Origin of the sequence: Thiorhodococcus mannitoliphagus, assembly GCF_010915725.1 — a bacterium.
Classification (GTDB): Bacteria; Pseudomonadota; Gammaproteobacteria; order Chromatiales; family Chromatiaceae; genus Thiorhodococcus; species Thiorhodococcus mannitoliphagus.
The window spans coordinates 1-15128 of record NZ_JAAIJR010000125.1; the positions used below are offsets into that span (position 1 = coordinate 1).

Annotated in this window: 5 protein-coding genes; 4 read left to right on the forward strand and 1 reads right to left on the reverse strand. The window is 63.7% G+C overall.

Annotated features, from left to right (window positions below; all coding sequences use genetic code 11):
- The first annotated feature begins 319 nt into the window (after positions 1-319).
- The 3 genes from G3480_RS21180 (at position 320) to G3480_RS21190 (ending at position 3743) form a co-directional block, all read left to right on the forward strand.
- A complete protein-coding gene (locus G3480_RS21180; protein ID WP_164655881.1) occupies positions 320-2293 on the forward strand; it encodes a sensor histidine kinase in 1974 nt (657 codons plus the stop codon).
- The gene (locus tag G3480_RS21185) at positions 2269-2967 is read left to right on the forward strand and encodes a response regulator transcription factor (RefSeq protein WP_164655882.1); all 699 of its coding nucleotides are present in this window, start codon (positions 2269-2271) and stop codon (positions 2965-2967) included. Before G3480_RS21180 ends, G3480_RS21185 begins: the two co-directional genes overlap by 25 nt.
- Positions 2968-3137: 170 nt before the next feature.
- Complete coding sequence (locus G3480_RS21190) at positions 3138-3743, forward strand: hypothetical protein (protein WP_164655883.1); 606 nt, start codon at positions 3138-3140, stop codon at positions 3741-3743.
- A gap of 115 nt (positions 3744-3858) precedes the next feature.
- On the opposite strand, the gene G3480_RS21195 is transcribed toward G3480_RS21190, so the two are convergent.
- Entirely contained in the window at positions 3859-4035 is a 177-nt protein-coding gene (locus G3480_RS21195) for a hypothetical protein (protein ID WP_164655884.1), read from the reverse strand.
- 54 nt (positions 4036-4089) lie between these two features.
- On the opposite strand from G3480_RS21195, the gene G3480_RS21200 reads away from it, so the two are divergent.
- Positions 4090-15128 (forward strand): isopeptide-forming domain-containing fimbrial protein (locus G3480_RS21200; protein ID WP_164655885.1); only part of this gene is annotated, 11039 nt, incomplete at its 3' end.

Below are 15128 nucleotides of genomic sequence, written 5' to 3' on the forward strand. Positions count from 1 at the left end.
AGATCCTCCGGGGTTTGGCTCCATTTCACGAGATCCAGCTCAAGCATGCACAAATGACTCCGGTAATTCGGTGAAGGTGCCTGCGAACCGTGTGCGCAGCACGGGTTTCAGGCGACCACAGAAAGTTACGCATCCCGCTCTGGGCGCGGTTTAGCATGGTCACCACACAAGAAGCAGCAGGTCCAAGCCGGAGGCCCCAGGCTGGCGACCACAAACAGGAGAACGATGACGCCAACCAACTGATTGGCAGTATATTAACCAATCGTTAGGCTTTGACGCGAATCCTCACGGCCAAGGCGCGTGGAGACTCATCAACACCATGACCCTTCCCTGGCGGACATTCACTCTCATCCTCTGTGTACTGACCGGTTTCGCCATGATTCTGGCCCTGGTCCATACGCGGACCGAGGCACCAACCGCCGCTTCATTATCCGAGCCGCTGTCAGACATCCAAACCCCATCGCCCTGGCGGCCGCACGAGCTGGCCGTGCTGGTGGATCCGGACGGCACCGAGACCCTCGACAGGGTCACCCAGCCCGAGCGCGCGGAGGACTTCGTCCCAAGACCGCGCGGCTTCTCGGCTGGTTACACGCGCGACGTCCACTGGCTGCGCTTTCGCCTGTACCCGCCGCCGCTCGATACCCAGGGGCAGCGGCACCTCCTGCTGACGATTCAGCCGCCCTTTCTCGATGACCTGCGCCTCTACCTGCCGCGCCAGCCCGATGCGCCGCCCGACGGCTTTGCGCTCAGGGAAGGCGGCGACAGGCTGGCGTTCGCGGCGCGCGAATACCCCTACAGGGCCTTCGCCTATGAGGTCATTTTCCCCGACGATCAGCCGCTCACCCTGTATCTGCGACTGCAAACCACCAGCAGTTCCTGGGTGTCGCTCGCCGTCATGCCAGCCCATCAACTGGCCGGGCAGGCCACTGGCGAGACCCTGCTGCTTGCCCTGACCTTCGGTCTGCTGCTCGCCGGCATCCTGGCGAATCTCTGGCATGGGCTCTGGATTCGACAGCCCCTCTACCGCGCATTTCTCTTCTACCTGCTGGCCTTTCTGCTCATTTTGTTTGCCTCCAACGGCTTTCTCGCCCAGTTCGTACTACCGGACGCGCCAGACTGGAACAATCGCCTGACATCCCTGTTCAATGTGCTTTTTCAGGCCTCCTTGGTGTACTTCTACAAACAAGCCTTGGACATCGGCAACGCCTCGCGATGGATGCGATGGGTCTATAGCGCGATCCTGGGCCTCACCTTGCTGGCCATTCCGCCAAGCCTGCTCGGCTGGTATCCAGAGGCGATGCGCGTTCTTGGCTTGTTCATACTGCTGATTCAAGTGCTGGGCACCCTGCGCAGCCTGCAACTCTGGTGGCGTGGCACCGGGGAAAACGCACTCCTGTTTCTGGCCCATCTCTTCACCTTGACCGGCTTGCTCATCACCGCCTCCATGCAGATGGGCTTGCTACCAGGGAAGGTGCTGCTGCTTCATGCCTTCCAAATCGGCGTGCTGGGCAGTCTCGTGGCCTTGCAAATTCTCCTATCGCAGCGGGTGCGGACCATGGAACGCACCCAAATGAACAGCAGCCTGGCGGCCGAGCGCGCCAGCGCCGAGGCGCGCATGACGGCGGGGCTGCTAGAACAGCAGCGGCATTTCATGCGCATGCTGGTCCATGAAATCAAAACGCCGCTTGCGGTGATGCGACTGCGTCTGGATGCCCAAGCACCCTCGGAGCGCATGCAGGCTCTCGCGCGCGAGGCCATTGCCGACATCGATGCCATCATTCAGCGCTGTGCGCTGAGCGCGCGCCTGGAAGACCAGGCACTGGAGGAACAGCCCGAGATCTGCGATTTCCCCGCGCTGCTGCGTCGGTACATCGCCACCCAGCCCGAACCCGAGCGTTTCGAGGTGAACGCATCCCTGGCGCCCGAGGCGCGGCAGCTGCATGCCGACCCGATCCTGCTCGGCGCCATCTTGTCGAACTTGCTCGACAATGCCGCCAAATACGCACCACCAAAAAGCGCCATCGCGCTGGAACTCCAGAGCCAGTCGCGCAACAACCGCCCAGGCATTGGCCTTAGCATCGCCAACCTGCTGCCGCCCCACCATCGCCCGGACCTGAGGCGCGTGTTCGAGAAATACTACCGCGCCCCCGGCGCCCGGCGCCGCAGCGGCTCCGGGCTTGGGCTGCATATCGTGCACCAACTGGTCGAGCAACTGAGCGGCGACATCCGCTGCCACGACCAAGACCAGAATCGCCTGGAATTTCAGCTATGGCTGCCAACGAATCCCACCTAAAGGTGCTCGTGGTCGAGGACCACGACGCCCTGCGCGAAGTCACGGTCGAAACCCTGGAAGCACGCGGTTTCCGCGCCATCGGCGTCGATTGCGCCGAAGCAGTATGCGAGCTGGCCGATCAGCACGACTTCGATGTCGCGGTGCTGGACCTAAACCTACCCGGTGAGGACGGTCTCAGCCTAGCGCGGCGTCTGCGCGCGGTGCGACCCGACCTAGGCATCGTCATGGTCACGGCACGCGACCAGTTGTCCGACAAAATCACTGGATACCAGCACGGCGCCGACCTCTATCTGATCAAGCCGGTGGACGCCGAGGAACTCGGGCTCGCCATCCAAGCCCTGGCACGCCGGCTCAGGCCCGAGCCCCCGCAAGACCAGAGCGGCTGCCTGGATCGTCACTCCAGAAACCTGATCTTTCCCGGCGGCGAGCTAACCCTGACCCCAGACGAAACCACCCTCCTCACCGCCCTAGCCCTGGCCCAGGACCAGTCCATGGCAAGCTGGCAACTGCTCGAACTGCTTGACCGCGAACTGAACGAGCACGGAAAGAAGCAACTCGAAGTCCTCTTCTCGCGCTTGCGCGGCAAACTCAAGGCACACGGCATCGAGCGCCCGATCATCCGCGCCGAGCGCGGGCGGGGTTATCGGCTGTGCCTACCGCTGCGGCTGCTGTAAGCATCCGGTGATCATGCAGTTCGTCCCTTCTGCCGCCGGTGGTTTCCGCAACCCCAGAAGCGCGCGCTCGACATAGAAGCTGTCTGGAAAAATGTGTAGGGGCGAATTTATTCGCCCAGCCGCCGGACTAAGGCAACTCCCCGCAAATAACCGGTCAATGCCTTCCAAGTTTGGAACCGGGCATCCGCGAGATCATCGTTGTCGTTGTCGAGCTGACTCGCCTTGATCGCATCGAACGATTACGACAACGACAACGGTCCATCCGACAGGGAAACGCGTTTCTGGAAATCGCTGGTACGTTATTTCCCAGGGGTTGCCTAAGGGCGAATGAATTCGCCCCTTGTCTCGACCATGATTTCCAGACAGCCTCTAGCGCGACAGCGGACCGATGCGTCTTCGCCGACATCCGCTCGCAAGCAAGTGCAAGGTTTCCGATTCTTGCTGTGCTATGGTCGCGCGTTGAATTTGCCGTGCCGATCACCCTCGGCATGGCTCTATTGACACCAAGGCAGGAAGGCTGGAGTCAAATCGTGCTCGAAACCAACCCCGCAAGCTCACCCTGTCGCAATCGCACCCTCTTTCCTGACTCCAGTCGGCGGAAATTGCCGCCGCATCAGGCCTTGATGCTGATTTTCGCGTTCATGCTGCTCGGGTGGTCGGGGGTGGGCTCTCTTGCCCGACGCCTGTTGTGGACGGTCCTACAAGTTTTTTTGTTCCGACCGAGCGACAAGCATTCTGCATTCAGAATGATCGAGCGGCTGGCTCTGGAGTTTTAACATGACTATCGGTTACAGGCTTCTCGCTGCGTTCGGGTTGTTATTGATGTCGCTGGCGAGCTTGGGGCAGGCGGCCGAGCCGCAGCTCACGGAGGAGGTGCCGAAAGATTCCTTCCTAGGCGAGCAATTCTGCTTCGAGACCAATTTCACCAATCAGGGCGACCCCGGCTACGGGCCTTATGTCCGCCTTGATCTGCCGCCCGAGCTTGAGTTGAACTCGGCGAAGATCTTCGGCGCCGCCCTCGGTGGCAGCGTCGTTCGGGTCGGGGACTTCCCTGAGACAGAGCCGCATCGGCTCTTGGATCCGCGGATCGACCAGCCCGTCTTAGGGACGCCCGGGCACAGCTTGACCATCATCAGCTTCCCGGTCGGCTCGGTCGTCGAGGGCGCTCCGCCCCTGCCGCTCGAACTCTGCCTCACCATCCGACCGGAAGCGATCGTCGGCACGCCCCTCCCCATCGATCTGACGCCGGTCTATCAGTTTGGCGATACCGCGACCGGCGACAACGGCCCGATCGTCGGCACTAAGGTCGAGCAGGACGTCACGCCGACGGTCTTGCTGTTCAAGAAGACCGACAACGCCCCGGAAAGCGAGCGTCCGCCGGGCTCGACCTGGCCCTACACCTACACGCTGACGGTCGATATCGCCAACACCGCGACCATCAACCCGATCAGGATCGCCGATCCCCTGCCGAGCGACTTCCAGTACGACGGTGGAGGCATCGTCATCAGCGGTGGTCAAGGCTGCTCGGTCACGGGAACGCCTCCGACGGACAATCCCGGAGGCAACCTCGAAGTCACCTGTACCGGAAATACGGTCGGAACCGACAGCGAAAGCGACATCCAGGTCCAGTATTCGGGCTACATCGTCGATATCCTCGACGAAACGGCTTGCTCGACCGATTCGCTCCTGAACAACGCGGTGGTCGATGCAACCTATGTCGATCAGCTTGCTGCCTCGAACGTCCTGCCAGCGACCTCCAGCGGCGTGACCGTCACGGCCAAACACGTAGCCGTCCAGAAGAGCGCCTCGCCTGCGTCGGCGAAACCCGGCCAGACCATCACCTATGCGCTCGCCCTGCAGGTCACCGACTTCGGCGACGTCTCGGCGCTGACACTCACCGATACACTGCCCGACGGTGTCGAGTTCGACGCCGACAGCGTCGCTGTCAATGTTGGCGGTACAGACGTGACGGTGACGCCTGACTTCAATGTCGATGACACCACAGGCACAACCACCGTCGTTCTGGACATCGGGTCCGCCTACTTCGCTCAGTTCTCCGCAACGCAGATCAATGCGGGCACGGCGATCTCGGTCAGCTATGACGCCAGCATTCTGCAAACCTACCGCGAAACCGGGGAGGGACCGGTGCGCGCCTCCGATTCGCTTCCCAATACCGTCGACGTCGCCTACGACCTGGTGCAAGGCGCCGCAACTTGCAACGACGGCAGCGCCGCAACTGTCGGCATCGAACCGGTTGAGCTGACGAAGGTGATCGTAGATAAGAAGGACTTCTACGCGCCAGGTGAACAGGTTCATTTCCGGCTGACGATGGAGGTCCCGTCCGGCGATACGCGCAACATTATTTTCAAAGACTTCCTGCCACTGCCGGTGTTCAAGGTTGCGGATCTCGATCTGGACTTCGACGGTGCCGACATCAAGCGAGGTCCGCAAGACACCGCCGGCCTAACCCCGGATGAGATCACCGTTGATGCGCCAGAGAACGCGCTCATCATCAATTGGCCTTCTCTCGATAGCGGCGACGAAGACAAAATCATCCAGGTCGATCTGTACGCAACGGTCACCGATGATCCCTTCGCCGATGAGCTGTTCCTGACCAATATCCTTCAGGCCGAGACCTCGAACACGCCATTTGATCCCAGCGTCGCCACCGCGCCGATCAACTTCAAGGTACGCGCACCGGTCCTCGAGATCGGCAAGGTTGTCTCGAATAGCACCAACTCAGACAGCACGATCGACGACGATGGCAATTTGAGCGATGCCGACGCTGGCGACAAGGTGACCTACGAGATCACCCTAGAGAATACCGGTGGCGCCGACGCATACGAGGTGACCGTGAAGGATCCACCGCCAACCGGGCTTGAGGGCTGTAGTGTTTCGAGCGTGACCGTGGCAGGCTTGGTCCGAGAATTTACTGGCACCCTCGAAGAGACCGACGGGTTGGTCATCGCCGGCGTCATCGCCGCAGACCAGTCAGCGGTGATCACCTACGTCTGCACCCTAGCTGAGGGCGTGAACCCGCGTGAAGTCCTCAGCAACGAGGCGACCGCGACCTGGGCATCCGGCACAGGTGCAACCCCGTTCCCAGAAGAGATCAGCGACGACGCGACCGTCACCGTTGCCAGCCCCGAGATCAAGAAGGGCCTCATCCCCGATTCGCCTGTTTCGCCTGGGCCTGATTGGCCCAGCGGCGTCGTACCTGGCGATACCATTACCTACCAACTGACGGTCACCTTGCCGGAAGGGACGACCCCGGGCTTGACCCTCGTGGATACGCTCCCCGCCGGATTCGGCTTCGTCTCGGATTCCGTCTTAGTTGTCAGCGCCGGGTTCACGGGCACGGTCGATACCACGCCCAGCGTGTCGACCTCCGGGCAGACGATTACCCTCAACTTCGGTGAGGTCATCGCGGACGGCTCCGAGGGAATCACCGCTAACAGCTTCCTCGTCACCTACGAAGTGCAGGTCCTCGACGACAATGCGAACTCCGCACTGAGCAGTCAGCAGTCTAAGAAGAACACCGTCTCGCTGGACTTCACCGACAATCCCGGCGGGTCGATCACTGACGACTACACGCTCGAATTCAGCGAGCCGAACCTGCCGATCACCAAGACCTTCAGCCAGGGACCCTTTCAGGCCGGCGAAGAGATCACCATCACTTTGAAGGTCGAGAACACCGGCACCGCGCCGGCCTTCGACATCGTCGTCACCGATCAGCTGAACGCGGGTGCCAACAACGATCTGCTCGACCTGAGCACCGTAGAGGCAGTAGCCACCCCGACAGGCTATGGATCTAACTTGCCGCTCAGTAGCGGCGTCGATACCGTCACCTACAGCTCGAATTCCGGTGTGAGCCTTGCGCCCGGCGACACGGTCACCTTCACCTTCAAAGCCAAGGTGCGTGACGAAGTCGTCACCGGTTCCACCTTCACCAACACGGCCGATGTCGACTGGGACAGTCAGGATGGAACCCAAACCAACGAGCGCGAAGGAAACACCGACGACACCGCGGACGCCGATGTCGCGAAGGCGGCAGTGTCGAAGGACATTTTCGCCACCTCCGAGGATTGGACGGACGGCTCGGAGCTGGCAATCGGTGAGGTTGTCACCTATCGCCTGCGCTATACGATCCCGCGTGGCGTCACCGAAAGCCCGGTCAACGCAGCTATCTTCGCCGACACGCTTCCGGCCGGACAGCAGTTCCTGGTCGGTACAGCGACCATCCAGGCATCCGCCACCGGCGTTTCCATCGCCGACGGCACATGGGTCACCGGCGTGGACAATAACGGGGAACTGCCGACTGAGCCGACTGCGATTGAACCGACGGTCGTCGACGATTCCAGTACCCCGTTGGTCGTCGACGAGGACTTGGACTTCCCGGTCGGCACGGTCACGGTGCAAAGCACCGTGGTGGACGCCCAGATCACCATCCTCTTCGATGCCTTGGTGCTGAATACCAGTAGCAACAATCACAACAACACCAAGACCAACACCGCGACGCTCAACTATGTCAATCGCGAGGGCAACACGCAGTCGCAGACGGATACTCGACAGACGCTTATCGTCGAGCCACTGCCCGCCGTGGCGAAGTCCGTCTCATCGACGACCGCCAGCGGCGGGGATACTCTGACCTTTACCGTCGTCGCGAGCGCTGCTGATACCGGTAGCAACCGTACCCGACTCTGGGACGCGGTGGTCACGGATGACGTGCCAACGCAGTATCAAGCCCTGTCACTCACCAGCGCGGAGCTGAGCCGCGGCAAGGTGAACTTGTCTAGCTGCGGCGGCTTCAGCGGCCAAATCCTAACCCTGAAGATGGACTGCCTAGACGCCGATCAGCGCTATCTCGATCCGGGCGAGACCATCACGCTGACTTACACCGCGACACTTGCTCCTGAAATCGCCTTTGAGGAAGTGGTGACCAACACCGCAGTGCTGCAGGGCACCAGCCTGCCAGGCAGCAACGGCACCGGTGGCGCGACCCCAGGCGTTCCAGACAGCAACACCGGTGAGCGCACCGGCTCCGGCGCGCTGAACACCAGCGAACAGGCGGTCAACGACCTCAGCGCCAGCAACAGCGCGACGGTCACCGCGGACAAGCCGAGCCTGACCAAGGTCGTGGCGGACAAATCGCTGCAGATCGGCGAGATCACCACGGCGACCATCAAAGTCTCGGTGCCGGTCGGGCAGACCGACGAGTTCGTGATTACCGATGACCTACCGGCCGGGCTGCGCTACACCGGCACAGCCATCGACATCACCCTGCCGACGAGCAATTTCACGACGAGCAAGAGCCCATCGACGCAGCTCGGGGCGGGCAGTGATCCGCTGGTGTTCAACTTCGGCACGGTGGTGAACAGCGCGACCACAAGCCAGGAAATCGTTATCCGCTATGAGGTCCAGGTCGAGAACGTCATCGGCAACCAGCGCAACACCCAGCTGAAGAATAACGCGCGGCTGACCTACACCGGCGCGGCCGCGCCCGTGACTGCCGACGCCACCATCACGGTGCGCGAACCGGCCCTGGCGCTTGCGAAGACCATCACCGGCGGCACGCCGGCGGTGGCCGGCAGCGAGGTCAGCTACCAGCTCACCGTCAGCAACACCGACGACTTTGCGACCGCCTATCGCATGGACCTCTCGGACCTGTTGCCGCCCGATCTGCTGGGGGCTAATGACGGCAGCGAGCCGTACTTCACCGATGTCGCGCTGATCAATCCCAGCGATGCGGTGCTGAAGAGCGCTGGCGGTGTCCTGACCGCAGCCGACGCGGATCAGACGACGGCCACCAATACCCTGGCCTGGCCGGCATTCAATCTACCGCCGAATACGACCCTGACCATCACCTACAAGGCGACCGTCGTCGATGGCGCGGTGACCGGCACGACCCTGACCAACGAGGTCCAGGCCGGCTACAACAGCCTACCGACCGGCACCGACGGGCGCGACGGCAGCGATGTCTTGGACGACACCGATCCCACCGAACTCGACAACTACGGCCAGACCACCAGCAACGACCTGACGCTGAATTCCAGCATCGCGCTGCAGAAGACCCTGACCACGGGCCAGCCGGACGCCAACTTCGCGATCGGCGAAGAGGTGCTGTTCGATGTGAAGGTCTCGCTGCTCGCCGGCGTGACCAACAACGTCGTCGTCACCGACACCCTGCCCGCAGGCCTCGAGTTCATCGATCTCGTCGGCATCAACGCCGAGTCGGGGGTCAGCTACAACGGCTCCGGTACCGCGGTGGAGAGCCCCACCGGCACAGTGACCGTGACCCTCGGCAACGTCACCATCGCCCCGGAGGTCGCCGACAAGTCACTGACCCTGCAGTTTAAGGCCCAGGTTCGCAACATCGCGTCCAACCAGAACGGCGAGCCGCTGACCAATAACGCCGCGGTTACGAGCGACATCGGCGATGCATCCGACGCCCTCGACGTCACCGTCGTCGAGCCGGTGCTGCAGGTGACCAAGACGCCGGACACCACGGTGCCAGCGCTCGGCAACCAGGTCACCTACACCGTCGTCGTCAGCCACACGGCGCAGAGCACGGCCCACGCCTTCGACGTCGAGCTCACCGACCTGATCCCGGCGGGCCTGAGCTACGTGGTCGGCTCGACAACCAGCGCGACCGTCGATGAGAACGATCCCACCGCACCGGTCTTCAGTTTCGCCGAGATCGCCAACGGCGACACCAAGACCTTCAGCTACCGCGCCACGGTCGATCTCGACGCCGTGGTCGGCGGCCCGCTGCAAAACCAGATCAGCGGCACCTTCGCGAGCACCGCGGACGGTGACGGCAGCGCCGAGAGCGGACGCAACGGCAGCGACGGGGAGAGCGGTCTGAACGACTACGTCTTCGGCACCACGGCCGACGTCACGCCGGCGACCACTGCCTTCCTTTATCCGGTCAAGACCGTGTCCTTGGTGGTTGATGGCGAGACGACCGGCCTGGTCGACCCGGGCGATACGCTGGAATACATGATCGTTTTGACCAACGAGGGCGCCGACGCCACCGGTGTGGTCTTCACCGACACGATCCCGGCGAACACGACCTATGTCGCCTCTTCGCTGAGCACCACGGTCGGGACCACGGACGACACCGGCGCCCCGAATCTGCAAGTCGACATCGGCGACCTTGCCGCCGACGCCACCGTCACCATCACCTTCCGCGTCACCGTCGACACCGGCACCGCGACCGGCACGGTCATCAGCAACCAAGGCGCGGTGGACTCCGAGCAGACCGTGCCGACGCCGACCGATGCCGACGGCCTGCGCGACAACGGCTTCCAGCCCACCGACATCCCCGTCGGCGGTCAGCCGAGCGTGCAGAGCCCTCTGTACGCCGAGAAGGGCGTCGTGCTGCTCACCGACGTTGACGACAACGGCGTCGTCAACCCCGGCGACACCCTGCGTTACAGCCTGGTGCTCAGCAACAACGGCGATCAGCCACTGACCAACGTCTCGCTGAAGGACACGATCCCGGCCGGCTTAACCTATGTGAACGACAGCGCCAGCGCCACGGGCGGCACGCCGACGGTCAACGGCCAGTCGCTCGACTGGACGCTGGAGACGCTCGCGGCCGGCGACTTCGCGCTGCTGCTGTTCAACGTCACAGTGAACGATCCGCTGCCCGGCAGCGTCAGCAGCTACACCTTCGAAAACCAGGGCGCCACCGACTCCGATGAGACCCAGCCCGGCCTGACCGACGGCAACGGCGACCCGAGCGACGGCTTCCAGCCGACCGAGATCGAGGCTACCACCGGCAGCGGTGCGCCAGTGCTTGATGTCGAGAAGCGCTGGAGCCTGGCCGAGGACGCCAACGACGACGGCCTTGCCAATCCGGGCGACGTCATCGGCTATCGGATCAGCATCACCAACAGCGGCTCGGCGGCGACCGTCGACGCCCGACTGACCGATGCGATCCCGACCGGTACCACCTTGGTGTCCGGCTCGGTGACCACCGACGTCGGCGTGGTCACCGGCACCGATCCCATCGCCATCAACCTCGGCACCCTGCTGCCCGGCGAGGTCGCGACGGTACGCTTCCAGGTGACCATCGACGGCGGCGTCGTCGGCGGCACCATCATCGAGAACCAGGGCACCGTCACCGGCAACAACTTCACCGCCGTCTTGAGCGACGACAACGGCAACCCCGCCGATGGTCGCAACCCGACCCAGACCCCGGTGGTGAACGGAGACGACAGCGTCGCCACCCCCGGCGGACTGACCAAGACCCTGGTCGAGACCTCAGAGGCCGCGAGTACCGGCACCAATGTGCTGATCGGCGAGGTCGTCACCTTCCGCGTCGGCGTGCAGGTGCCGCCCGGCACCCTGCGCGACGCCCTGATCGAGGACGTCCTGCCCGCCGGCCTGGGCTACCTGCCCGGCACCGGGAAACTGAGCCGGACCTTCACCACCGGCCTGAACGCCGCGCAGAACCCCGGCGACATCAATGCCGAGCCCAGCGGCGATTTTGTCGACCTGATCGACGACACCGAGCTGCAACAGGACGGCCAGACCCTGAGCCTTTTGCTTGGCGACGTCATCAACTCCGACGCCGCGGCCGCCACCTACACGCTGCAATATCAGGCCGTGGTGCTCAACGCGGCTGCCAATGTTGCTGGCGAGACGCTCAGCAATGAGGCGACCCTGCATTGGCTCAACGCCCTCAATCAGTCCGTCAGCTTGACCTCGGTGAGCCAGACCCTAACGGTGCTGGAGCCGGCGCTCGCGATCGCCAAGGCGGCCAATCCCAGTGTGATCGTGCCGGACGGCACGACCACCTTCACGTTGACCATCACGCACCCGAGCGGTGCCAACCGCGCCACCGCCTACGACGTGCAGTTGACCGACCTGTTCACCAACTGGGACAGCATCGACCCGAGCAGCATCACCGCCACCCCCAGCGGCGACGTGAGCGGCGTCGACACCAGCACCAGCACCACCAGCGCGCTCAACGTCAGCGTCGGCACCTTCCCGGTGGGCGGCCAGCTCGTCATCACGGTCGAGGCCACCGACAAAGGCGAGAACGAGGACTTCGTCGACAACACCGTCAACCTCACCTGGACCAGCCTGCCGGGCGAGCAGGGCACCAACGACGCCACCCCGGGCGACCCGGGCGCGGCCGACGGCGAGCGCACCGGCAGCGGCGTTGTCCCCAACAACTACACCGCCGCCGACACCGAGCGGGTGCGCGTCGTCGACGTGAACTTCACCAAGGACCTCAACAACGCCCAGACGCGCTATGCCATCGGCGATGAGGTCGAGTATCGCCTCACCGTCACCCTGCCGCCGGACCTGGACAATCTGGATAAGGTCGTCCTGGAGAACAGCGTCATTACCGACGTGCTCGACGCCGGACTGGTGTATGTGACCGGTTCGCTGGATGCGACGCTGCAAGATGGCGACATCACCGCGAGCCCGTCGCTGCCGGCGGACTTCACCGTGACCGAGGATACGCCGCAGACCGGCGAGACGACCCTAACGATCAACGTCGGCACGCTCACGAACAACAACACCACCGAGGCGCGCACCCTGGTGCTGACCTACAAGGCGCGCGTCGCCGACGTCGACAGCAACGTCAACAATCAGCAGCTCGATAATGCGGCGACCTTCGACTTCCAGGTGCAGGGCAACCCGAGCCCCGAGCAACTGAGCGACGCCGAGCAAATCCAGGTGGGCGAGCCGGACATCACGCTGCTCAAGACCATCACCAGCGCGACCACCGATCTGGACGCTGGCTCGACGGTGAGCTTCCAGGTCGTCGCCAGCAACGACGGCACCACCGTGGCCTACGACACGGTGCTGAGCGACACGCTGCCGAGCGGCTTGCAGGACATCACCAGTCTGCAGGTCACGGCGACCAGCGGCGGGGCGCCGACCCCGACCTTCTTGACCTTCACCGAGAATGACCAATCGTTCGCTAGCGACGCCTTCGACCTGCCGGTCGGCGGCTCGGTGACGCTGACCTTCAGCGCGACGCTCACCGACGACGTGCAGCAGGGCCAGACCATCCAGAACCAGGTGCTGGCGGACTACGACAGCCGCGACGGCGATGATGAGAACCAGCGCGACTACGACGCTGACGACCTCTCGCCGGTGATCACCGTCAACGCGGACGTCACACTCGACAAGGCCTTCCATCCCGACGCGGGAACGACCGAGTACACCATCGGCGAGGAGTTCCAGTATCGCCTGACGCTCGGCATCATCGAGGGCGTGACCCGCGCGGTCAGCGTCGTCGACACGCTGCCCGACGGCGTGACCTACCTGGACGCCACCGTCGGCCTCGGCAACAACGGTATGAGCACGCAGAACCCGATTGGCACTGGCGATCAACCGACGGATGTCACCGGTCAAGTCCTGACCTTTAATTTCGGCGATATCACCAACCCGACCAACAGCAACGCCGACGACGACGTCATCACCATCGACATCCGCGTGCGGGTGGACAACATCGCCGCGAACGTCTCCGGCACCACCCTGCGCAACAATGCCTATGTCGACTATAGGGACGGCCAGGACGACCCTCAGCGGGTGGACTTCGACGCCGATGCCGGTGAAGACGGCATCCAGCCTCTGGACACGACGGTGGTCGAGCCGGTGCTCGACCTCGAGAAGACGGCGGACCGCCCGAGCGTAGCCCTTGGCACCGAGGTGCAGTTCACGCTAAGCATTGCCCACACGGTGGACAGCGGCTCCAATGCCTTCGACCTGGTGGTGGTGGATACCCTGCCGGCGGGGCTCACCTATGTTGACGGCTCCGCGAGTCCGGCCCCGACCAGCGTCACCGGCGACAGCAGCACCGGGCAGGTGCTGACCTTCGAGCTCGGCAGCCTGACCACCGCCACCGGCCAGACCCAAGTGACGCTGAGTGCGCGGGCGGAGATCGATCTGGTGATCGGTCAGGAACTAACCAACTCCGCGAGCCTGACCTGGGCCAGCCAACCCGAGGCCACCGGCGCCGCGAACAGCGGTCGCACTGGGCCGCTGAATGATACCGATACGCTGAACGGCTACGTCAGCACCAGCGAAGCCGACGTCACGCCGACGACCCCCGCCTTCCTGTATCCAGTCAAGACGGTCGCACTGATCGTCGATGGCGAGACCACAGGCCAGGTCGATCCGGGCGACACGCTGGAATACACCATCGTGTTGACCAACGAGGGCGCCGACGCCACCGGCGTTGTGTTCACGGACTCGATCCCAGCGAACACGACCTATGTCGCCAACAGCGCAACGCTGGACGGGAGTCAGGCGGGCACGTTTACCGACAACCAACTGACCATCGACATCGGCGTCCTCGCCGCCGACGCCACCGTCACCATCACCTTCCGAGTCACCGTCAACGGCGACACCGCGACCGGCACGGTCATCAGCAACCAAGGCTCAGTGGACTCCGAGCAGACGGTGCCGACCCCGACCGATGCCGACGGCCTGCGCGACAACGGCTTCCAGCCCACCGACATCCCCGTCGGCGGTCAGCCGAGCGTGCAGAGCCCTCTGTACGCCGAGAAGGGCGTCGTCCTGCTCAACGACGTTGACGACAACGGCGTCGTCAACCCCGGCGACACCCTGCGTTACAGCCTGGTGCTCAGCAACAACGGCGATCAGCCACTGACCAACGTCTCGCTGAAGGACACGATCCCAACCGGCCTGACCTATGTGAACGGCAGCGCCAATGCCACGGGCGGCACGCCGACGGTCAACGGCCAGTCGCTCGACTGGACGCTGGAGACGCTCGCGGCCGGCGACTTCGCGCTGCTGCTGTTCAACGTCACAGTGAACGATCCGCTGCCCGGCAGCGTCAGCAGCTACACCTTCGAAAACCAGGGCGCCACCGACTCCGATGAGACCCAGCCCGGCCTGACCGACGGCAACGGCGACCCGAGCGACGGCTTCCAGCCGACCGAGATCGAGGCTACCACCGGCAGCGGTGCGCCAGTGCTTGATGTCGAGAAGCGCTGGAGCCTGGCCGAGGACGCCAACGACGACGGCCTTGCCAATCCGGGCGACGTCATCGGCTATCGGATCAGCATCACCAACAGCGGCTCGGCGGCGACCGTCGACGCCCGACTGACCGATGCGATCCCGACCGGTACCACCTTGGTGTCCGGCTCGGTGACCACCGACGTCGGCGT

Bases quoted from the DNA above. Each gene is read 5' to 3' on its own strand.
- G3480_RS21180 (WP_164655881.1), top strand. From the start codon at position 320: ATGACCCTTCCCTGGCGGACATTCACTCTCATCCTCTGTGTACTGACC.
- G3480_RS21185 (WP_164655882.1), top strand. From the start codon at position 2,269: ATGGCTGCCAACGAATCCCACCTAAAGGTGCTCGTGGTCGAGGACCAC.
- G3480_RS21195 (WP_164655884.1), bottom strand. From the start codon at position 4,035: ATGCGGCTCTGTCTCAGGGAAGTCCCCGACCCGAACGACGCTGCCACC.